The organism is Alsobacter sp. R-9 (assembly GCF_054612375.1).
Genome location: NZ_JBTSWJ010000006.1, coordinates 172,473 through 192,377, shown reverse-complemented (window position 1 = coordinate 192,377; position 19,905 = coordinate 172,473). Strand labels below are relative to the sequence as shown.

Genomic DNA, 19,905 nt, shown 5'->3' with positions numbered 1-19,905 from the left:
GCCTCAGGCGCAGATCGCATCGCCGACGGCGCGGCGCAGCGCGACGATGCCGCTGTCGCGATGCCGCGTCGGGTGGACGCGGTTCGTCAGCAGTGTCCAGGCGCGGCCGTTCTCGCGGTCGAGCCAGAGCCCCGTGCCCGTGAAGCCGGTGTGCCCGATCGTCGTTGCCGTGGCGGCATTGCCGCCCGACCAGCCAGGATAGGCCATCTCCCACCCGAGCGACCGCGTCGGCGCCTGGCGGGTCCAGAGCGCGTCGCGCGCGGCGTCGGAGAGAACCGCTCCCGACAGCAGCGCCCCGGCGAAATCCAGGAGGGCGTCCGCCGTGCCGAAGAGCCCGGCGTGGCCCGAGGCGCCGCCGAGCGCGAACGCGTTCTCGTCGTGAACCTCGCCACGCATCACGCGTCCGCGCCATGTGCAGCGCTCGGTGGCCGCGCAGGCCGCCGGGTCGGGTCGGAAGGTGAAGCCGGGGAGCAGCGGCTGCTCATGCAGCGGGCGCCCCGTCAGGCGCTCGATGACGATGCCGAGCAGGATGAAGTTGATGTCCGAATAAACCGGCGGGCCCTGCTTCCAGACCCGCTGGAGCACGAAGGCGCGCAGCGTCTGCGGGTCCTGGCCGTAGGTGTAGAGCGGCTCCACAGCGGGCAGGTGGGTCTGGTGAGTCAGGCACTGGCGGAGAGTCAGCCGGCGTTCCAGCGCTCCGGCCACGTCGTATTGGCGCAGGTCCGGTATGGCGGTCGCGAGCGGATCGTCGAGACCGATGAGGCCGTCGTCGACGAGCCGCAGGATGGCCGTGGTCGTGAACACGACCTTGGTCAGCGAGGCGAGGTCGAACACGGTGTCGGCCTGCATCGGGACGGGCTCCGGCTCGACCTGCGCGAGGCCCGCGACGCGAAGGCTGCGCTGGCCGCTTGGCTCCAGCAAACCGAGCACGGCGCCGGGTATGCGTCCCTCGCGGACGGCGTCCTCGACGGGCGCGAAGGCGCGGTCGATGCGGCTTCCCGCGCTATGGGTCATGGCAGTGCGCTTCCGGTGGCAGGAGCGTCCGACGGCGCAACCGGCTCGAGAAGATGGCACGCCGTCTCCCGCGTTCCGTCGGGCGTCCGTCGCGGCAGGAGGACGGGGCGTTCTGAAGAGCACCTTGGCATGGCGTGGCGGCAGCGGCCATGGAAGGCGCAGCCGGGCGGCGGCGACGACGGGTCGGGCAGGTCGCCTTCCAGCACGATGCGCTCGCGTGCGGCTTCGCCGGGGCGGCGCGGCACGGCCGAGAGCAACGCCTGCGTGTAGGGATGCGCCGGGCGCTCGAAGACGTCCGCGGCGGCGCCGATCTCGACGATGCGGCCGAGATACATCACGGCGATGCGGTCGCTGACATGCCGGATGACCGACAGGTCGTGGCTGATGAACAGCATCGACAGCGCCAGCCGGCGCCGCAGGTCTGCGATGAGGTTGATGATCTGCGACTGGATCGAGACGTCGAGCGCGGAGACGGGCTCGTCCGCGACCAGCAGCTTCGGGGAGAGCACGAGGGCGCGGGCGATGGCGATGCGCTGGCGCTGGCCGCCGGAGAACTCGTGCGGGAAGCGGTCCGCCGCGTCGGCGGGCAGGCCGACCAGCGCGAGCATCTCCGCGACGCGGTCCTTCACGTCCGGGACGCCATGCACGGTGAGCGGCTCGCCGACGAGGGTGCGCACCTTGTGGCGGGGGTTGAGCGAGCCGAACGGATCCTGGAAGACGATCTGCAGGTCTTTCCGCCGCTTCTTCATGGCGGACGCGGACAGGGCGAGGAGGTCTTCCCCGGCGAAAAGGACCGCGCCTGCCGTCGGCTCGACGAGGCGCAGCACGGCGCGGCCGAGCGTGGTCTTGCCGCATCCGGACTCCCCGACGATCCCGAGCACCTCGCCCTCCTGCAGCGAGAAGCTGACGTCCTCGAGTGCGCGCAGCACGCGTCCGCCGGCACCGGGGTAATGCTTCGTCAGGCCACGGACGTCGAGGAGCGCGCTCATGCGGCAGGGTTCCAGCACGCGGCCCGGTGGGAGCCGCCGGCGAGCGGCGGGCGCTCCGCGCGACAGCGGTCGACGGGTGCCGCGCAGCGGGGGGCGAAGGCACAGCCGTGGCCCCGGCTTCCCGGCGGCGGCACCATGCCCCGGATCGACGGCAGCAGCGCTCCCGGCGGATTCATGGCGGGCATCGTGTCGAGGAGAGCCCGGGTATATCGGTGACGGGGCGCCGCAAACAGCTCGGCGACCGGCGCCTCCTCGACGATGCGTCCGGCATACATCACCGCGGCCCGGTCACAGACCTCGGAGACCACGCCGAGATCGTGGGTGATGAGCAGGCACGCCATGCCCATGTCGCGGCGAAGCCGGTCGATGAGGGCGAGGATCTGCGCCTGAACGGTGACATCGAGCGCGGTGGTCGGCTCGTCGGCGATGAGCAGTCGGGGCTCGCAGGCGAGCGCCATCGCGATCATCACGCGCTGGCGCTGGCCGCCCGACATCTGGTGGGGGTAGCGCGCCAGCTGTTCGCGCGGCGCGGGCAGGTTCACCAAGGCGAGGAGCTCGGCCGCGCGGTCGAGCGCCTGCGCGTGGCCGAGGCCGCGATGGATCTCGAGCACCTCGGCGATCTGGTCGCCGACCGTAAACACGGGGTTCAGCGAGGTCATCGGCTCCTGGAAGATCATCGCCATCCGGTCGCCACGCAGGCGGCGGATCGCCTCGTCGGCGAGGCCCGGCACGTCCGTGCCGTCGAAGAGGATCCGCCCCGCGGTGATGCCGACCGGAGGAGGAAGAAGCCGCATGATGGAGAGGGCTGTGACGCTCTTCCCACAGCCCGACTCCCCCACGAGCCCCACCATCTCGCCGGCGCGGATCGAGAGGCTGACGTCCTCGGCGAGGGTGCGCCCCCCGACGGCGATGGAGAGACCCTCGACCTGCAGGACGGGAGGCTCGGAGGTGCCCGTCACGCGGCTTTCCAAAGCTCGCCGCCCGTCATCGGCTCGGGCACGCCGGTCGTCGTCGGCACGCTGAGCGGGAGGCCCTTCAGCGACCGCAATGCGAGGTAGCCGAAGCACTGCGCCTCCAGGTAGTCGCCGTTCCAGCCGACGGCCTCCACGGGCTCCACCGGCACGCCGAGACGTTCGGCGAGCGAGCGCATGAAGTGTCCGTTCAGGCGACCGCCGCCCGTCACGAGCCAGCGCTGCGGGCGCTTCGGCACGTGCATGAGGGCGTAGACGGCGGACTCCACCGTGAAGGCCGCCAGCGTCGCCGCGCCGGTCGGGTCGTCCAGCCCGTCGACCGCCGCGGCCCAGGCGTGGAAGTCGTTGCGGTCGAGCGACTTCGGCGCCGGCCGGTCAAAATAGGGGTGCTGCATCAGCCGCGAGACGAGAGCGCGGTCAGGCTTGCCGGAGGCGGCGAGGGCGCCGTCGCGGTCATAGCGTTCCCCGCGGCGCTTCAGCATGAAGTCGTCGAGGAGCGCGGACGCCGGGCCGGTGTCGAAAGCGATGACCGTGTCGCGGTCGATGTAGGTGACGTTCCCCACGCCACCGAGGTTGAGAACCATCACCGGTTGCGGAAGCCGGCTGGCCAGAGCCCGGTGGTAGAGCGGCGCGAAGGGCGCCCCCTCGCCGCCCGCGGCGACGTCGGCGTGGCGGAAGCGGTTGACGACGTCGAGCCCGAGCGCGCGGGCGACCCGCGGCCCGTCGCCGAGCTGGCGGGTGAAGCGCCGCTCGGGCCGGTGCCAGACCGTCTGCCCGTGCAGGCCGACGACGGTCACGGAGGCGGGATCGACGGAGAAGTCCTGCATGAACGACCGGATGGCGGCGGCGTGGGCGTCGCTGACGCGGGCCTCGAGTTCGCGCAGCGGATCGGTCTCGGCGCGGACCGGATCGGCGATGAGCGCGAGAAGGTCGCGCCGGAGGTCGGCCGGGTAGTCGTAGGTCCGGCCGGGGCCGGGCTCGACCCGGTCCAACCCGTCGGAGCGGATGACGGAGACGTCGATGCCGTCCATCGAGGTGCCGCTGATTGACCCGATGGCGGTGGACAGCCCGTCTGGAGTCATGGCGGCATCTCCCGGTGTGTTCGGCGCCAGGACGGGAGCCCACGGCGGCTTGCAATTGGTATTATACCGGCATAGCCTCCGGCAATACCACCATCAAGAGACGGGGAGAGACAGGATGGTCCGCACCACGCTTCGTTCGATGCTGCTTGCGGGCGTCGTCGCCCTTGCCGCGGCACCGGTCTCGGCCCAGGTCCTCGAGGCCGCGATCGACCAGTCGCCGGCCGGCCTCGACCCGCACATCATCACGGCGTTCTCGTCCTTCATGGTCGTCAACCGGACGATCTACGAGGGGCTCACCTCCATCGACAAGGACCTGCGCGTCGGGCCCGGCATCGCCGAATCGTGGACGGTCTCGCCCGACGGCAAGACTTATGTCTTCAAGATCCGCTCCGGGGCGACGTTCCACAACGGCGCGCCGGTGCAGGCCGAGGACGCCGCCTCCTCGCTGCGGCGCGTGCTCGCCAAGGAGATCGCGTCGCCGCTGGCCAGCCGCCTCGCCGCCGTCGACACCATCGCGGCGTCCGGTGACAGCGTCACGCTGACGCTGAAGGAGCCGGCGGCGCCGCTGCTCGTGTCGCTGGCGACCATCGCGGTCGTGCCGCGCACCTTCGAGACGGACAAGGACGGCCTGCAGAAGCTGCCGGTCGGCACCGGGCCGTTCAAGTTCAAGGAATGGCAGCCGAACGGCTTCATCCAGCTCGCCAAGCACGACGGCTACTGGCGCAAGGACGCGCCGAAGCTCGACGGCGTGAAGTTCAACATCGTGCCGGAGTCGGCCACCCGCCAGGTCGGCCTCTCCAGCGGCCAGTACGCGATGCTGCCGAACATCGACGCGGCGACCGCGATCCAGCTCAAGGGCAAGCCGGGCGTGAAGCTCGCCGAGACGCTGGAACTCGCCTACACGCTGATCGGCCTCAACACGTCGAAGCCGCCGTTCGACAACGCCAAGGTGCGCGAGGCGGTGAACTACGCCGTCAACCGCGACGAGATCGTCGCGGCCGCGCTCTTCGGGGCGGGCGTGCCAGGCGGCCCGCTGTCCCCGGCCCTGAAGGACTGGGCCGTGCCGGTCTCCGACTTCCCCTGCTACAAGCCCGACCCGGCCAAGGCGCAGGCTCTGCTGAAGGAAGCCGGGGTTGCGACTCCCGTCACGGTGACCATGAGCGTCCTGCCGCGGCAGGACATCAAGGACATCGCGCAGGTCGTCCAGCAGCAGCTCGGCAAGGCGGGCTTCAAGGTCGAGCTGAAGACGCCGGAACTCGGCCAGTTCATCCAGGACTGGCGCAACAGCAACTTCGACATGTTCGCCTCGACGAACGCGGGCAGCCCGGACCCGGACGACTACTTCTTCCGCACCTTCCGCACGGGTGGGTCGACGAACGTCTTCAAGTACTCGAACACCGAGATCGACGCGCTGCTCGACAGGGGCCGGGCGACGATGGACCCGGCGGCCCGCAAGGCGGACTATGCCAAGGTGCAGAACGTGCTGGCCTGCCAGGGGCCGATCGTGCATCTCACCTACGGCCAGCTGTTCACCGCCATGCGGCAGAACGTGCAGGGCTTCGAGATCGTCGCCAACCGGTCGCTGTCCTATCTCGCCGACACGTCCGCGAAGTGATCGGCGACGCATGACGTCGCGCCTCGTCCGCGGCCTGCCTCCCGTCGCCTTGTGCGCAGGGCGGCGAGCGGGCCTGCACGGGGCTCCTCCCCGGTCCGCGAGCGGATCCCTGCCATGACGCTGCGCCGCCTCGTCCTGACGCGGCTTCTCGATCTCGTGGTGGTGCTGGCCTGCGTCAGCATCATCGTGTTCTTCATGATCCGCCTCATCCCCGGCGATGCCGTGGCGATCATGCTCGGCGCCAACACCGAGGTGACGCCGGAGCGCGTCGCCGAACTGCGCGCGCGCATCGGCCTCGACCAGCCCATTCCCGTGCAGTACGCCGGCTGGGTGACGCGGGCGTTGTCGGGTGACTTCGGCACCTCGCTGTGGACGGGGCGACCCGTCATCGAGGAGATCGGCCAGCATGTGTGGCCGACCCTGCAGCTCACGGTGCTGGCGCTCGTGATCGGGGCGGGGCTCGCCGTGCCCACGGGCGTGCTGATGGCGCGCCTGCGCGGCCGGTTTGCCGACGGCGCCATGCGTGTCGTCACCGTGGCCGGCCTCACCATCCCGTCGTTCTGGCTGGGGATCGTCATGATCCTTGCGCTGGCGACGTGGGCCCCGACCATCCAGGCGCTCGGTTACGTGCCCTTCTGGCATGATCCGCGAGGCAATGTCGTGCGGCTCATCCTTCCGGCGACGGCCCTCGCGCTCCCGATCCTCGCCAACCTCTCGCGCCTCGTGCGCTCGGCGATGCTCGACGCGCTGGGGCAGGACTACATCCGCACGGCGCGGGCAAAGGGCGCGACGGAGCGTTCCGTGCTGTACCGGCACGCGCTGCGCAACGCGCTCATCCCGTTCATCACGTCCGTCGGCATCATGACGGGCTACCTCCTCGGCGGCGCCATCGTCGTCGAGCAGGTCTTCGCCATTCCGGGGCTCGGGCGGCTCATCCTCGGGGCCATCGCCGAGCGCAACTACCCCCTGCTGCAGGCGACCATCCTCGTCGTCACCTGCGGCTTCGTGGTGGTCAACTTCGTCGTCGACCTGCTCTACCTCTTCATCGATCCGCGGGTGCGGGCATGAAGGCGCTCGCGCAGCACCGGCTCCTGGCCTTCGCGGTCGTGTTCGTCGGCCTGCAGGGCGTGATCGCCCTGCTGGCGCCATGGGTCGCGCCCTACGACCCCCTGCAGCAGAACGTGCTCGCCCGCCTGAAGGGGCCGAGCGCGCAGCACTGGCTGGGCACGGACCAGTTCGGGCGCGACATCCTCTCGCGCATCATCCATGGCTGCCAAGCGTCCCTCGGCGTGTCGCTCGGGGCGGTGCTCTCGGCGCTGGTGGTCGGCGGGACGCTGGGGCTGCTCGCGGCCTACTACCGCGGTTGGACCGACCGCCTCCTGATGCGCGCGATGGATGTCATCTTCGCGTTCCCCGTACTGCTGCTCGCCATTGGCATCGTCGCGGTGCTCGGCCCCCGGTCGTCCACCGCGGCCATCGCCATCGCCATCGTCTACGTGCCGATCTTCGCACGTCTGCTGCGCGGGCCGGCGCTCGTGGTGTGCGAGAGCGACTACGTGACGGGAGCCCGGGCGATCGGCGCGGGCGACGCGCGGATCATCCTGCTCCACGTGCTGCCGAACCTCGCGAGCGTGGTCCTCGTGCAGACGAGCCTGCTGCTCTCGGCCGCCATCCTCGTGGAGGCCTCGCTGTCCTTCCTCGGCCTCGGCACCCAGCCCCCGACGCCGTCACTCGGCCTGATGCTCTCGGAAGGCCGCAACTTCCTGATGATCTCGCCGTGGAGCGCGATCTTCTCCGGCTTCGCGATCCTGTTCCTCGCCTTCGGCCTCAACCTTCTCGGCGACGCGCTGCGCGACACGCTCGACCCGCGGCTGAGGGGCCAGTCGTGATCGTCCGGCGGGCGCGGGAGGCGGACATCCCGGCGATGGCGGCCGTTGCCGTCGCGGCCTACCGGTCCGGCTTCGCCGGCATCCTCGAGCCGCTGACGCTGGTCGGCTTCGATGCCTCGTTCTTCCGCACCCGGTTCGCCGACGCGCTCGCGTCACTGACGGTGGCGGAGGAGGACGGAGCCGTCGTCGGCTTCGCCAAGACGACAGGCGAGCACCTCGACATGCTCTTCGTGCTGCCGCGCCTTCACCGCGGCGGCGCGGGGTCCGCGCTCCTCGCGGAGGCAGAGGCGAGGGGCGTGCGGACGCTGGAGTGCTTCCGCGACAACGAGGCGGCGCGCCGGTTCTACGAGGCACGTGGCTGGCGCCTGCTGCGCGCCTATGACCGTGACTTCGCGGGGCGGACGCGCTCGTTCGTCTTCTACGGCAAGGACCCGGTTGTCAGAGGGTCCGCGTGACCTTCTGCAGGAAGGGCGGGCGATCGGGGTCGAACCCCTTCGCGCGGGCGGCAGCCTCGATCGCCGCGTACGCGGGCACGAGCATCACCACGGGATCGAGCACCGGATGGTCGTCGCCGATCCAGGGCAGTCGGGACGCGGGTCCGCCGGCGCAGAAGATGGGCTCTCCGGCCGCCGTCAGGTCCTCCACCAGCCCGTCCACCGTGGCGGCCGTGCCGTCGTCCTGGCGCAGGGCCAGCACGGGCGTGTCGGCGGCGATGGCCGCGCGGGGTCCGTGCCGCAATTCCGCGGCACTGTAGCCGAGTGCGGGCAACCGTACCGTCTCCGACAACTTCAGGGCGAGTTCGCGCGCCGGTCCGAAGCCGTAGCCGCGCGCAGCGACATAGGCCGCGCGGGCGTCGGCAAGGCTCCGGCCCCATGCGGACCAGTCGAGGGTCTTGGCGGCGTCCAGCCGGTCGGCGACGCCCGCGCAGGCGCGGTCCAGCCCGTCGTCGCCGGCGATCCGCGCCACGAATCGCGCACCGGCCAGCATCGACGACACCACCGACTTGGTGGCGGCGACGGAGAGTTCCGGCCCCGCGCGCAGCGGCACGACGTGGCGGGCCGCGTCCGCCACGGGTGAGTTCGTCTCGTTGACGAAGGCGACGGTGAGGGCGCCAGCCTTGTCGGCGGCGCGGGTCGCGGCGACGAGGTCGGGGCTTCCGCCGCTCTGCGAGATGACGACGAAAAGCGCGCCGGCGAGGGCGGACGGCCGGTCGTAGCTGGTGACGACCGATGGCGCGGCGGCGGAGACGGCGATGCCGAGATGGGTCTCGATGCAGTAGCGCAGGTGGACGCCTGCATGACCCGAACTGCCGCGCCCGCAGATCACGGCGAAGCGCGGGGCGAGCGCGCGCACGGCGCCGGCGGCGGCGTCGGTGGATGCCTCGTCGGCCATCAGCCGACGCGCTGCCTCGGGGATCTCCGCGATCTCCCGGGCCATCAGGGTTCCGGTCATCGGGCAGGGTCCTCGGCGGGCCGCATCGAAGGATCGCGCACCTCGGTGACGAAGTCGTAGCGGTCGCCGCGATACGCGGACCGCGTGAACTCGACCGGCGCGCCTGAAGGCAGGAAGCTGCGGCGCTCGATGCGCAGGATCGCAGCGCCGACCGGAACCGAGAGAAGCTGCGCTTCTGCCGGCGTCGCCAGCGAGGACTGCAGGCGCTGGAGGCCGCGCACCGGCCGGTTCCCGAGCCGGCTCAGCGCGCCGTACAGCGATTCGCCGATTTCCTCGACGGGCGGCAGAAGGGCGGCAGGAACGACGGCACGCTCGATTGCCAGCGGCTCGTCGTCCGCGGTCCGTACGCGCGACAGCCGAACCACATGGCTGTCGGGAGCAAGCGCCAGTGTCATCGCTTCCTCGGGCGTCGGGGGCCCGACGGTCTTTTCGATCCAGATCGAGCCCGGGCGGCTTCCGCGGTTCGCCATGTCGGCGCTGAAGCCGGCGAGGAGCGAGGCGGGCTGCTCGATGCGGGTGGAGACGTAGGTTCCCGACCCCGGCCGTCGCGACAGCATGCCCTCACGCAGGAGCGTGTCGATGGCCTTGCGGACCGTGACGCGCGAGATCTGCGTCATCGCGCTCAGTTCCCGCTCCGACGGCAGCGCCTCGCCGACGCGGACGTTGCCGGCGTTGATCATGCTGCGCAGGCTCTCGGCCAGCTGCAGGTAGAGCGGCGTGGGGCTCGAGGCGTCGACGCTGAGGCGGGACGGGTTGAGCATCGGCCTAGTCCGCGGCCACCGCGGCCAGCGCCGCCCGCAGGCTGCCGCCGCTGCGCGCGAGCAGCTCGGCCGACCTCTCCGGCTTCTGGCCCCGAACCACGAGCACGGCCCGCTTCACCTCCCAGCTGCAGCGCGCGAGGGCATCGACGGCCGTCGCATGATCGCAGCCGGTGATGCGGATCACCATGTCGGCGGCGCGGCGGTGAAGCTTGGAATTGGACGCGTGCATGTGGACCATCAGGCCCGAATAGACGCGCCCAAGGCGGATCATGATGGCGGTCGACAGGAGGTTCAGCACGACCTTCTGCGCCGTGCCGGCCTTCATGCGCGTCGACCCCGCCACCACCTCCGCGCCGGTCTCGGCCAGCACCGCGTGCTTCGCCGCCGCGAGCAGCGGCGCGCCGGCATTGTTGGCGATGCCGATGGTGACCGCGCCGCGCTCTGCCGCGCGGGCCACCGCGGCGACGGTGTAGGGCGTCGTGCCACTCGCGGCGACGCCGACCACGACGTCGTCGGGGCCGATCCCGGCCTCGTCGATGACCCTGGCACCGGCTGCCGCGTCGTCCTCGGCGCCCTCGGCGCTCTTCACGAGCGCGCCCTGTCCGCCCGCCATGGCGAAGACGAGCCGGTCGAGCGGCCAATCGAAGGTCGGCGGCAACTCCGCGCCGTCCTGTACGCCGACACGGCCCGATGTGCCGGCGCCGGCGTACACCAGCCGTCCTCCGCGGCGCAGCGCGCCGGCTGCCTCGTCGGCGGCCGCGGCGATCACCCCGAGCGCGGGCCGCACGGCTGCGACAGCCGACAGCTGCGCCTCGTACATGGCCTCGACGGCATCGCGGGTCGGCCAGTCGTCGAGGTCGACGTAGCGGGCGCTGACATCTTCGGTGGGCATGGGGCTCGGCCGCTGGCGATAATACCGGTTCAACGCCAGTCTAATGCCATTTGCGCCGTGACGCCAAGCGGCGCCGGGCACCTCAGGCCCCCGAGGTCTCGCGGGCGAGGCGGATGGCGCCCGACACGGCGTCGCCGTCGAGCGGCTTGAGGCGGCGCCGGACGTCCGGGGCGAGCCATGGCTCGATGGCGCTGGAGAGGCCGCCGATGAGGGCGATCCGCGGCGCGCCCCGCTCCACCAGGGCGCGCACCAGCGCATCGACCTGCTCGGCCGCGCCCTGCACGATGCGGCGGCCCACGGGGTCGCCGTTGTCGGCGTGTCGCATCACCAGCGGCGCGAAGGTGGCGTAGTCGGTGGCGCTGGCGCGGTCCATCCAGGCGACCGCTTCGAACGGGTCGTCCTGGAAGCGCGCGAGCACGTCCGTGAGCAACGCCGTGCGGTCGATGCGGCCGTCGAGGGCGCGCAGGGCGAGGCGGATCGCCTGCAGGCCAAGGTCGGCGCCGGAGCCTTCGTCGGAAATCGGGAAGCCGTAGCCGCCGACGCGCAGCTCCTGTCCTCCGACGCGGCCGAGGCCGCAGGTGCCCGTGCCGACGATGACGATGCCGCCGTCGGCACCCGAGTGCGCGCCGATGCAGGCGACGAGCCCATCCGACGCGAAGGCGATCGAGGCGAAGGGATGGGGCCGGGCCTCCAGCGCCTCGCGCACGCCCTTGCGGCCCATGCCGGCGAGGCCGATGCCGCAATGGACGTGGCCCGCGGTGTCGAAAGAGAGGCCGGCTTCGGCGAGGGCGGCGAGGCAGGCGGTCTCGACCGAGGCCATCGCACCGTCGACGCCCAGCCGGGTCGTCGCGGGTCCGGCCACGCCGGCGCCGAGCACGGTGCCGTCGGCGTCCTCGAGACGGGCGCGACAGCCGGTGCCGCCGCCGTCGACGCCGAGGAAGAGCGGGGCGGGCGCCCCGGCCATCACGCGTCCTCCCGGCGGATGCGCGCGCCGCAGCGCACCAGCTTGCGGTCCAGCGCCTCGTAGCCGCGGTCGAGATGATAGACGCGATTGACGATGGTCTCGCCCTCGGCGACGAGCCCGGCGAGCACGAGGCTGACGGAGGCGCGCAGGTCCGTCGCCATGACCGGCGCGCCCTTGAGAGTGCGCACGCCGCGCACGACGGCGGTCGTCCCCTGGAGGGTGATGTTGGCGCCGAGGCGCGACAACTCGGGGACGTGCATGAAGCGGTTCTCGAACACCGTCTCCCGGATGAGCGACGCGCCGTCCGCGATTGTCATCAGGGCCATGAACTGCGCCTGCAGATCCGTCGGGAAACCCGGATAGGGCTCGGTCGTCACGTCGATCCCGCGCAGGGGGCCGGTGCGCGACACCATCAGCCCCCGGTCCGTCGGCCAGATCTGGACGCCGGCTGCCTCCAGCGCCGCCCCGACGGCCGCGAGGTGCTCGAGGCGGGCGCCGGTGAGTTCGAGGTGACCGCCGGTGATCGCGGCGGCGACCGCGTAGGTTCCCGCCTCGACCCGGTCCGGAATGATCTCGTGGCGGGCCTTCCGCAGGCCGTCGACACCCTGCACCAGCACGCGATGCGTGCCGGCCCCCTCGATGCGGGCGCCCATGGCGACGAGGCAGGCCGCGAGGTCGCAGACCTCGGGGTCGCGGGCGGCGTTCAGGATCTCGGTCTCGCCGCGCGCCAGCACGGCCGCCATCAACGCCGTCTCGGTGGCACCGACGGACGGCGTCGCGAAGACGATGCGGCCGCCGACGAGGCCGCCCTCGGGGGCGCGGGCGTCGATGGTCCCGCCGTCGAGCGAGACGGTCGCCCCCAGCGCCTGCAGCGCCTTGATGTGGAGGTCCACCGGCCGCGCGCCGATGGCGCAGCCGCCCGGCTGCGAGACGCGCGCATGGCCGAAGCGGGCCAGCAGCGGCCCGAGCACCAGCACGGTGGCGCGCATGCGCCGGACGATGTCGTACGGGGCCTCGACATTGCGCGCGCCGGACGCATCGAGCGTCAGCACCGCGTGGGACGGTCCGGACACCGCCACGCCGTAGTGCTCCATCAGCGACAGCATGGAGCGGATGTCGGCGAGTTCCGGCACGTTGGCGAGCGTCAGCGGTTCGCCGGAGAGAATGGCTGCCGCGATCTGCGGGAGCGCGGCGTTCTTGGCGCCGCAGATCTGCACCGTGCCTTCGAGCCGGTGACCGCCCTGGATGACGAGACGTTCCATGGAGACCTCCCGGCCGGGCACGCGGGCCTGCCTTGTCGCGCCCCAACTGGTGCTATACTGGTCTTGTCGCACAAAGCCAACCGGAATGCGGGAGGGACCCGTGCTCGCCATTCGCGCCCCCCGCCTGTTCGACGGTGCCGGCTTCCTCGACGACCGTGTCGTCGTGGTGGACGGTGGCCTCGTGACGGCGGTCCTCCCGCCGGACATGCCGGCGCCCGTCCCGGCCGAGACGCTGGCACCGGGGACGTTGCTGGCGCCCGGGTTCATCGACGTGCAGGTCAACGGCGGCGGCGGCGTCCTGCTCAACGATGATCCGACGCCTGCCGGCGCGGCCGCCATCGTGGCGGCGCATCGACGGCACGGCACGACGGGCTGCCTGCCGACGCTGATCACCGACCGGCCGGAGGTGCTGGAGAGGCTCGTTGCCGCATCGCCCGACATCCTGAAGGTGCCGGGCGTCCTCGGGCTCCACATCGAGGGGCCCTTCATCAATCCGGCCCGCAAGGGCGCGCACCGGGAGGACTACATCCGCCGGCCGGACGCTGCCGACCTCGCTCTGCTCTCCCGTCTCGGTCGGGCGGGGCGGTCGCAGGTCACGCTGGCGCCGGAACGGATGCCGCCGGGTTTCGTGCGGGCGCTGGCCAACGCCGGGGTGCGGGTATCCATCGGTCATTCCGAGGCGAGCGCCGAGGAGGTCGCGGCCGCGGCGGCGGAAGGCGCCACCGGCGTCACCCACCTCTTCAATGCGCAGTCGCAGATGCAGGGCCGCTCACCCGGCGTGGTGGGCGGAGCGATGGCAGACGACCGGCTCTTCGTCGGAATCATCCCCGACGGGCTGCACGTCCACCCGGCGAACCTCAAGGTTGCGTTCCGGGCAATTGGCCCCGAGCGCCTGATGCTCGTGACCGACGCCATGTCGTCGGTGGGCGCGACGAGCGACCGCTTCATGCTCATGGGCCGCGAGGTGCATCTTGCCGACGGTCGACTGACCACGGCCGACGGCACGCTGGCGGGAGCCCACCTCGGCATGAACGAGGCCGTCCGGAATGCCGTGTCCATGATGGGTGCGACGCTGTCGCAGGCGCTGGCGATCGCCAGCGCCACGCCGGCTGCCTATCTCGGCCTCGCCGGATCCCATGGTCGGATCGCGCCTGGCTATGTCGCCGACCTCGTCGCGCTGACCCCGGCCCTTGACGTCGTGGGGACGTGGATCCGCGGCGAGTGGGAGCCCGCAGCCGAGGCGTGACGGCTTCGCCCGCAGGACACCAGGCGTCGGCTCGGCGGGTTGTGCGGTGTCGCGCGGTCGTCATAATCGCGGCTCCACCGCAGCCGTCGCAACCGCGCCGGCGTCCACCGCCCTCGCCCGGAGCCCGTCAGCCATGGCCGGCAATCTCACCTTCGACGCCCTCAAGAAGGCCGTCGCGGACGGCAGCATCGATACCGTCGTCGTCGCCATGACCGACATGGCGGGCCAGCTCATCGGCAAGCGGTTCCACGCGCAGCATTTCGTCGATTCGGCCCACGAGGAGACGCACGGCTGCAACTACCTGCTGGCCAACGACATCGACATGGAGCCGGTGCCGGGATACGCCGCGGCGAGCTGGTCGCAGGGCTACGGCGACTTCGTGCTCAAGCCCGACCTCGCGACGCTGCGCGTGATTCCGTGGCTGCCTGCCACGGCGCTCGTGCTCGCCGACGTGCTCGACCACCATCACCACGAGGACGTGCCGCATTCGCCCCGCGCCATCCTGAAGAAGCAGGTGGCGCGCCTCGAGGCGATGAAGATGAAGGCGTTCTTCGCCTCCGAACTCGAGTTCTACCTGTTCGACGAGAGCTACGAGGCGATCCACGCCCGCGGCTACCGGGACCCGAAGACCGTCGGCTACTACATCGAGGACTACCACGTCTTCCAGACATCCAAGGAGGAGCCCGTGATGCGCGCCGTGCGCAACGGGCTGCAGGGCGCGGGCATCCCGGTCGAGAACTCGAAAGGCGAGTGGGGGCCGGGGCAGGAGGAGATCAACGTCCGCTACGCCGACGCGCTGGAGATGGCGGACCGGCACGTCGTCATCAAGAACGGCATCAAGGAAATCGCCTACGGCGCCGGCAAGGCGGTCACGTTCATGGCGAAGTGGCGCTACGACCTCGCCGGTTCCAGCAGCCACGTCCACGCCTCGCTCTGGGACGCCGCGGGGAAGAAGCCGCTGTTCTTCGACCCGAAGGCTCCCCACACCATGTCGCCGCTGGCGCGGCAGTTCCTCGCCGGGCAACTGGCCTACGCCCGCGACATCACCTATTTCCTCGCGCCCTTCATCAACTCCTACAAGCGCTTCCAGGCGGGCACCTTCGCGCCCACCCGTGCCGTGTGGAGCATCGACAACCGCACCGCGGGCTTCCGGCTGTGCGGGGAGGGGACGAAGGCGGTGCGGGTGGAATGCCGCGTCGGCGGGGCCGACCTCAACCCCTACCTCGCCTTCGCGGCGCTTCTCGCTGCGGGGCTCGCGGGCATCGAGCAGAAGCTGGAGCTCGAGCCCGCCTTCAGCGGCGACGCCTACCAGGGCCGCCGGCTGCGCGAGATCCCCAAGACGCTGCGCGAGGCGACCGAGACGCTGCGCAAGTCGAAGATGCTGCGCGCCGCGCTCGGCGACGCCGTGGTCGACCACTACGTGCATGCTGCGGAATGGGAGCAGTTCGAGTACGACCGTCGCATCACGGACTGGGAGCTGAAGCGCGGCTTCGAACGCTACTGATCCGCCCACGCCCCAGTCTTCGCAGGTTGCCATGACCGACATCATCCGCTGCGTCTCCCCCGTCGACGGCCGCGTCTATGCGGAGAGGCCCGCCGCCTCGGCGTCCGAGATCGAGCGCGCCATCGCCGCGGCCCGGACGGCGCAGGCGGCATGGCGGCGCGAGCCGATTGCCGCGCGCGCCGCCGTCGTTTCGGCGGCGGTCGACGCCATGCTCGCGATGAAGGACGAAATCGTCCCCGAGCTCGCCTGGCAGATGGGTCGGCCGGTGCGCTACGGCGCGGGCGAGCTGCGCGGCTTCGAGGAGCGCGCGCGCTACATGATCGGCATCGCCGCGGACGCGCTGGCGCCGGTGAAGCCGGAGCCGAAGGACAAGTTCCAGCGCTGGATCGCGCGCGACCCGCTCGGCGTCGTCTTCGTCATCGCTCCGTGGAACTACCCGTACCTCACGGCCGTGAACTCGGTCGTGCCGGCGCTGATGGCCGGCAACGCGGTGATCCTCAAGCACGCCGCCCAGACGCTGCTCGTGGGCGAGCGCTTCCGCATGGCCTTCGAGAAGGCTGGGCTGCCCGCGGGTCTCTACCAGACGCTCGCGCTCACCCATGACGCGACGGCGAGGATCATCCGCGGCGGCGAGGTCGACCAAGTGAACTTCACCGGCTCGGTGGCGGGCGGTCGTGCGATGGAAGCGGCGGCGGCCGGCACCTTCACCGGGCTCGGGCTTGAACTCGGCGGCAAGGATCCCGCCTATGTCCGCGCCGACGCCGATCTCGCGCAGGCGATCGAGAACCTCGTCGACGGTGCGTTCTTCAACTCCGGGCAGTCGTGCTGCGGCATCGAGCGGATCTACGTCCATCGCACCCTCTTCGACGCCTTCGTCGACGGCGCGGTGGCGCTCACGAAGACCTACGTTCTGGGCGACCCGCTCGACGAGGCGACGACGCTGGGGCCGATGGTCAAGGCCGATGCGGCCGCGTTCTGCCGCGGGCAGGTGGCCGAGGCCGTTGCGGCCGGTGCCCGCGCGCTCGTCGATCCGTCGCTTTTCGCCCGCGACGCAGCGGGAACGCCCTACATGGCGCCGCAGATCGTGACCGGCGTGACGCACGCCATGTCGATCATGCGCGAGGAGAGCTTCGGGCCGATCGTCGGCATCATGCCCGTCGAGAGCGACGAGGAGGCGATCCGCCTCATGAACGACAGCGACTACGGCCTCACGGCCTCGATCTGGACGAGCGATCCCGAGGCGGCCGCGCGCATCGGCGCCGAGGTCGAGACGGGCACCGTCTTCATGAACCGGTGCGACTATCTCGATCCCGCGCTCGCCTGGACCGGCGTCAAGGACACGGGCCGCGGCGCCACGCTGTCGCGCGTCGGCTACGAGACATTGACCCGGCCGAAATCCTTCCACCTTCGCGTGTCCTTCTGACACCTCCTGACCTGCGGTGCCCCGATGACCCTTTCCGCCAACTGGAACTATCCCACCTCCGTGCGCTTCGGCGCGGGCCGCATCGCCGAACTGGCGAAGGCCTGCAAGACGGCGGGCATCTCCCGGCCGCTGTTCGTCACGGATCCCGGCATCTCCGGGCTGCCGATCGTGAAGAAGGCGCTCGCGGTGCTCGCCGAGGCCGGCATCCCCACGGCCGTGTTCGACCGCGTGCAGCCCAACCCCGTGGACGCGAACGTCGAGGACGGGCTCGCGGTCTACCGCGCGGGCGGCCATGACGGCGTCATCGCCTTCGGCGGCGGCTCGGCGCTCGACTGCGGCAAGGTCATCGCCTTCATGGCGGGGCAGACCCGGCCGATGTGGGACTTCGAGGACATCGGCGACTGGTGGACTCGGGCCAACCCCGCCGGCATCGCGCCCATCGTCGCCGTGCCGACGACGGCCGGAACCGGCTCCGAGGTGGGGCGCGCCGGCGTCATCACCAATGCCGCCACCCACACCAAGAAGGTGATCTTCCACCCGAAGATGATGCCTGCGGTGGTGATCTGCGATCCCGAGCTGACCGTCGGCCTTCCGGCCGGCGTCACGGCCGGCACGGGCATGGACGCGCTGGCGCACTGCCTCGAGGCCTATTGCGCGCCGGGCTTCCATCCGCTCGCCGACGGCATTGCCGCCGAGGGCATCCGCCTCGTGAAGGACTACCTGCCTCGCGCGGTGAAGAACGGCTCGGACATCGAGGCGCGGGCGCAGATGATGGCCGCCGCCGCCATGGGCGCGACCGCGTTCCAGAAGGGTCTCGGGGCCATTCACGCGCTGTCCCACCCGGTCGGCGCGCTCTACGGCACGCATCACGGCATGACGAATGCGGTCTTCATGCCCTACGTGCTGGCGTTCAATCGCCCGGCGGTTGCGGAACGCCTCGGGCGCCTCGCCGGCTATCTCGGGCTGCCGGCGACCTTCGACGCCTTCATGGGCTGGATCCTCGCGCTGCGGACCGAGGTCGGGGTGCCTGCCACGCTGGCCGGGCTGAACGTCGACGACGCCCGCATCGGCGAGATCGTCGAGATGGCGGTCGTGGATCCCACGGCGGGCGGCAATCCGGTGGAACTCACCAAGGACGCCGCTCGGTCGATCTTCGAGGCTGCGCTGGCGGGGCGGGTGGCCTGAGCGTCAGGCTTCCAGCCTCACGGCCGAGGAGACACCCTTCCACTCCGGCAAGGCGACGACATCGCCGACGTCGTCGTCCACCACCGCGAAGCCGGAGACGGGCTCGAACTCGGGCGAACTCAGGAGCAGGTCGCGCGGCAGCGGGAGCATGTGGCTCTCGCTGCGCGTCAGTAGTCCGACGAGACGGGTGCCGATCTCCACCACGTGGAGGAAGAGCGGCGCGAGCGGATCCTGGTCTGCGGCGCGGTCCAGGTCGAAGATCGTCACGATCCGATTCTCGAACCGCATGACGGCCACGGCGCACGGCGCCCCGACATGCCAGAGCTCTTCCGGCAACCCCTGGTCGAGGCGGTAGATGGCGCGGCGCACGAGCTGGTGCGGCCGGCCCTCGACCAGAACCGTCGTCGAGGAAGCCCCCATCACCGCGTCCCGTCCGTCCATGGAGACCCGCCCCGGCGCAGGACTACCTGCCGCCCACACTGCGCTGCACTGTGACCGAGCCTAGCGTCGGGTTCGTGAATAAAGTGAGAACTGCTTCGAATAGAGCTCGATACTTCAACCTGTAGTTGTTCTCTTCGAGTATTGACGAATGTCTATTGCGGCGTTGTGCTGCTACGCGGCGGCAAGGGCCGAGACCTCGTCGTCGGACAGGTCGACGCGCAGCGATCCCCAGCTCCAGGCCACCTGCTCCGGGGTCCGGCAACCGACGATCGGGATGGTGAGGAACGGTGAGCGCATCATGGCGGCCAGCATGACCTGCGTGGGCGTCGCGCCGTGGCGTCGCGCCATTTCGGCGACGGCGTGCCCCTTTCGCCGGTTCACCTCGTTGTCGTATCTCGCGGCCGTGACCGCATCGACCTGGCCTGCCGCGAACTTGTCGAAGAAGCCGCGCGCCTGCGACGAGTAGGGGATCGCGGGCAGCGACAGCCGCTTGTGGGCGAGCATCATCGCGTCGTTCATCTGCAGCAGGTCGTCGGACGCGGTGCCCGGATTGCGCACGGCGAGGCTCCACTCGGACTGGCTGGCGACGAAGCCGCTCCAGCCGTTGCGGCGGGCTATCTCGGCGGCCTCCTCCATCCGGATGCCGGGCCAGTTCGAGCAGGCGTAGTGGCGGATCAGGCCCTCCCGCCGCAGCGTTTCCACCACGCCCAGCATCTCCTCCACCGGCCGATCGGGGTCGTCGCGGTGCAGGTAGAAGAGGTCGAGGGAGGCCACGCCGAGGTTCTCGAGGGCCTCGGTGACGTCGCGGCGGATCGACGTCTCGTCGAGACGCCGGACCTCCGGCGTCTCGGGCTCCGGCGATCCGCCCTTGGTGGCGATGACGACACCATGCGCGCCGCCCCGCGCCTTCAGCCAGCGTCCGAGCGTCTTCTCGCTGCTGCTGCGCTCGTTCCCCTTGATCCAGTTGGCGTAGACGTGGGCGCTGTCGATGAACGTCCCGCCCCGCTCCACGAACGCGTCGAGCAGTGCGAACGACGCCGACTGGTCGAGTTCTCCGCCGAGCCGGTTCCCGCCGAGGCAGATGCGCGAGACCTGCAGGTCCGTGCGCGGGAGGGTGACGTAGTCGCGGTCGGTCATGGCGGGCTCCCGGGGTCCTGTCGCCGTTCATTCTCGCTGACTCAGGCCGCGTCGCAAGCGGTCGGGCCAAGGGGCAGC

General features: G+C 71.0%; 19 protein-coding genes. 8 read left to right on the top strand and 11 right to left on the bottom strand.

Annotated elements, in window-relative coordinates:
* Positions 1-3 precede the first annotated feature (3 nt).
* Genes ACX9GQ_RS11970 through ACX9GQ_RS11955 form a run of 4 tightly spaced genes read right to left on the bottom strand, consistent with a single transcriptional unit; the run spans position 4 to position 4,056 of the window.
* Positions 4-1,014: a serine hydrolase domain-containing protein gene (locus tag ACX9GQ_RS11970; protein ID WP_459629770.1), complete on the bottom strand. Its 1,011-nt coding sequence runs from the start codon at positions 1,012-1,014 to the stop codon at positions 4-6.
* The gene (locus ACX9GQ_RS11965; protein WP_459629769.1) at positions 1,011-2,003 is read right to left on the bottom strand and encodes an ABC transporter ATP-binding protein; all 993 of its coding nucleotides are present in this window, start codon (positions 2,001-2,003) and stop codon (positions 1,011-1,013) included. The genes ACX9GQ_RS11970 and ACX9GQ_RS11965 overlap by 4 nt, the downstream gene beginning before the upstream one ends.
* On the bottom strand, positions 2,000-2,962 hold the full coding sequence (locus ACX9GQ_RS11960; protein ID WP_459629768.1) for an ABC transporter ATP-binding protein: 963 nt from the start codon (positions 2,960-2,962) through the stop codon (positions 2,000-2,002). The genes ACX9GQ_RS11965 and ACX9GQ_RS11960 overlap by 4 nt, the downstream gene beginning before the upstream one ends.
* Entirely contained in the window at positions 2,959-4,056 is a 1,098-nt protein-coding gene (locus ACX9GQ_RS11955; RefSeq protein WP_459629767.1) for an anhydro-N-acetylmuramic acid kinase, read from the bottom strand. Before ACX9GQ_RS11955 ends, ACX9GQ_RS11960 begins: the two co-directional genes overlap by 4 nt.
* Positions 4,057-4,171: 115 nt before the next feature.
* Here ACX9GQ_RS11955 and ACX9GQ_RS11950 point away from each other — a divergent pair, with 115 nt between their 5' ends.
* The 4 genes from ACX9GQ_RS11950 to ACX9GQ_RS11935 all read left to right on the top strand — a co-directional run bounded on the left by ACX9GQ_RS11950 (position 4,172) and on the right by ACX9GQ_RS11935 (position 8,015).
* The gene (locus ACX9GQ_RS11950) at positions 4,172-5,671 is read left to right on the top strand and encodes an ABC transporter substrate-binding protein (protein ID WP_459629766.1); all 1,500 of its coding nucleotides are present in this window, start codon (positions 4,172-4,174) and stop codon (positions 5,669-5,671) included.
* A 114-nt stretch (positions 5,672-5,785) separates the two neighbouring features.
* The gene (locus tag ACX9GQ_RS11945) at positions 5,786-6,739 is read left to right on the top strand and encodes an ABC transporter permease (protein ID WP_459629765.1); all 954 of its coding nucleotides are present in this window, start codon (positions 5,786-5,788) and stop codon (positions 6,737-6,739) included.
* Positions 6,736-7,560: an ABC transporter permease gene (locus ACX9GQ_RS11940; protein ID WP_459629764.1), complete on the top strand. Its 825-nt coding sequence runs from the start codon at positions 6,736-6,738 to the stop codon at positions 7,558-7,560. The genes ACX9GQ_RS11945 and ACX9GQ_RS11940 overlap by 4 nt, the downstream gene beginning before the upstream one ends.
* Positions 7,557-8,015 (top strand): N-acetyltransferase family protein, encoded by a 459-nt coding sequence (locus ACX9GQ_RS11935; protein ID WP_459629763.1) that lies wholly within the window; start codon positions 7,557-7,559, stop codon positions 8,013-8,015. The genes ACX9GQ_RS11940 and ACX9GQ_RS11935 overlap by 4 nt, the downstream gene beginning before the upstream one ends.
* Here ACX9GQ_RS11935 and ACX9GQ_RS11930 read toward each other — a convergent pair.
* The 5 genes from ACX9GQ_RS11930 to murA all read right to left on the bottom strand — a co-directional run bounded on the left by ACX9GQ_RS11930 (position 7,999) and on the right by murA (position 12,891).
* Positions 7,999-9,012, bottom strand: a complete 1,014-nt coding sequence (locus ACX9GQ_RS11930; RefSeq protein ID WP_459629762.1) for an SIS domain-containing protein — start codon at positions 9,010-9,012, stop codon at positions 7,999-8,001. The two genes, ACX9GQ_RS11935 and ACX9GQ_RS11930, sit on opposite strands and share 17 nt — an antisense overlap.
* The gene (locus ACX9GQ_RS11925) at positions 9,009-9,773 is read right to left on the bottom strand and encodes a GntR family transcriptional regulator (RefSeq protein ID WP_459629761.1); all 765 of its coding nucleotides are present in this window, start codon (positions 9,771-9,773) and stop codon (positions 9,009-9,011) included. Before ACX9GQ_RS11925 ends, ACX9GQ_RS11930 begins: the two co-directional genes overlap by 4 nt.
* A gap of 4 nt (positions 9,774-9,777) precedes the next feature.
* Entirely contained in the window at positions 9,778-10,665 is an 888-nt protein-coding gene (locus tag ACX9GQ_RS11920; protein WP_459629760.1) for an N-acetylmuramic acid 6-phosphate etherase, read from the bottom strand.
* Between the two features lie 82 nt (positions 10,666-10,747).
* A complete protein-coding gene (locus ACX9GQ_RS11915; protein WP_459629759.1) occupies positions 10,748-11,629 on the bottom strand; it encodes a glucosamine kinase nucleotide-binding domain-containing protein in 882 nt (293 codons plus the stop codon).
* Positions 11,629-12,891 carry a UDP-N-acetylglucosamine 1-carboxyvinyltransferase gene (gene murA / locus ACX9GQ_RS11910; RefSeq protein ID WP_459629758.1) on the bottom strand — a complete coding sequence of 421 codons (1,263 nt, stop codon included), beginning with the start codon at positions 12,889-12,891 and terminating at the stop codon, positions 11,629-11,631. The genes ACX9GQ_RS11915 and murA overlap by 1 nt, the downstream gene beginning before the upstream one ends.
* 100 nt (positions 12,892-12,991) lie before the next feature.
* Here murA and nagA point away from each other — a divergent pair, with 100 nt between their 5' ends.
* The 4 genes from nagA to ACX9GQ_RS11890 all read left to right on the top strand — a co-directional run bounded on the left by nagA (position 12,992) and on the right by ACX9GQ_RS11890 (position 18,249).
* On the top strand, positions 12,992-14,137 hold the full coding sequence (gene nagA, locus ACX9GQ_RS11905; RefSeq protein WP_459629757.1) for an N-acetylglucosamine-6-phosphate deacetylase: 1,146 nt from the start codon (positions 12,992-12,994) through the stop codon (positions 14,135-14,137).
* Positions 14,138-14,270: 133 nt separating this feature from the next.
* Positions 14,271-15,641 carry a glutamine synthetase family protein gene (locus tag ACX9GQ_RS11900; RefSeq protein WP_459629756.1) on the top strand — a complete coding sequence of 457 codons (1,371 nt, stop codon included), beginning with the start codon at positions 14,271-14,273 and terminating at the stop codon, positions 15,639-15,641.
* A gap of 31 nt (positions 15,642-15,672) precedes the next feature.
* Complete coding sequence (locus ACX9GQ_RS11895) at positions 15,673-17,064, top strand: aldehyde dehydrogenase family protein (RefSeq protein WP_459629755.1); 1,392 nt, start codon at positions 15,673-15,675, stop codon at positions 17,062-17,064.
* Between the two features lie 24 nt (positions 17,065-17,088).
* A complete protein-coding gene (locus tag ACX9GQ_RS11890) occupies positions 17,089-18,249 on the top strand; it encodes an iron-containing alcohol dehydrogenase (RefSeq protein ID WP_459629754.1) in 1,161 nt (386 codons plus the stop codon).
* Positions 18,250-18,252: 3 nt separating this feature from the next.
* On the opposite strand, the gene ACX9GQ_RS11885 is transcribed toward ACX9GQ_RS11890, so the two are convergent.
* Both ACX9GQ_RS11885 and ACX9GQ_RS11880 read right to left on the bottom strand, forming a co-directional pair.
* On the bottom strand, positions 18,253-18,690 hold the full coding sequence (locus tag ACX9GQ_RS11885) for a hypothetical protein (RefSeq protein WP_459629753.1): 438 nt from the start codon (positions 18,688-18,690) through the stop codon (positions 18,253-18,255).
* Between the two features lie 171 nt (positions 18,691-18,861).
* Entirely contained in the window at positions 18,862-19,827 is a 966-nt protein-coding gene (locus ACX9GQ_RS11880; RefSeq protein ID WP_459629752.1) for an aldo/keto reductase, read from the bottom strand.
* Positions 19,828-19,905 lie beyond the last annotated feature (78 nt).

Coding starts and splice junctions, on each gene's coding strand:
- ACX9GQ_RS11940 (WP_459629764.1), top strand. CDS start 6,736: ATGAAGGCGCTCGCGCAGCACCGGCTCCTGGCCTTCGCGGTCGTGTTC.
- murA (WP_459629758.1), bottom strand. CDS start 12,891: ATGGAACGTCTCGTCATCCAGGGCGGTCACCGGCTCGAAGGCACGGTG.
- ACX9GQ_RS11965 (WP_459629769.1), bottom strand. CDS start 2,003: ATGAGCGCGCTCCTCGACGTCCGTGGCCTGACGAAGCATTACCCCGGT.
- ACX9GQ_RS11880 (WP_459629752.1), bottom strand. CDS start 19,827: ATGACCGACCGCGACTACGTCACCCTCCCGCGCACGGACCTGCAGGTC.
- ACX9GQ_RS11930 (WP_459629762.1), bottom strand. CDS start 9,012: ATGACCGGAACCCTGATGGCCCGGGAGATCGCGGAGATCCCCGAGGCA.
- ACX9GQ_RS11900 (WP_459629756.1), top strand. CDS start 14,271: ATGGCCGGCAATCTCACCTTCGACGCCCTCAAGAAGGCCGTCGCGGAC.
- ACX9GQ_RS11920 (WP_459629760.1), bottom strand. CDS start 10,665: ATGCCCACCGAAGATGTCAGCGCCCGCTACGTCGACCTCGACGACTGG.
- ACX9GQ_RS11945 (WP_459629765.1), top strand. CDS start 5,786: ATGACGCTGCGCCGCCTCGTCCTGACGCGGCTTCTCGATCTCGTGGTG.
- ACX9GQ_RS11955 (WP_459629767.1), bottom strand. CDS start 4,056: ATGACTCCAGACGGGCTGTCCACCGCCATCGGGTCAATCAGCGGCACC.
- ACX9GQ_RS11915 (WP_459629759.1), bottom strand. CDS start 11,629: ATGGCCGGGGCGCCCGCCCCGCTCTTCCTCGGCGTCGACGGCGGCGGC.
- ACX9GQ_RS11885 (WP_459629753.1), bottom strand. CDS start 18,690: ATGGACGGACGGGACGCGGTGATGGGGGCTTCCTCGACGACGGTTCTG.
- ACX9GQ_RS11970 (WP_459629770.1), bottom strand. CDS start 1,014: ATGACCCATAGCGCGGGAAGCCGCATCGACCGCGCCTTCGCGCCCGTC.
- ACX9GQ_RS11925 (WP_459629761.1), bottom strand. CDS start 9,773: ATGCTCAACCCGTCCCGCCTCAGCGTCGACGCCTCGAGCCCCACGCCG.
- ACX9GQ_RS11950 (WP_459629766.1), top strand. CDS start 4,172: ATGGTCCGCACCACGCTTCGTTCGATGCTGCTTGCGGGCGTCGTCGCC.
- ACX9GQ_RS11890 (WP_459629754.1), top strand. CDS start 17,089: ATGACCCTTTCCGCCAACTGGAACTATCCCACCTCCGTGCGCTTCGGC.
- ACX9GQ_RS11895 (WP_459629755.1), top strand. CDS start 15,673: ATGACCGACATCATCCGCTGCGTCTCCCCCGTCGACGGCCGCGTCTAT.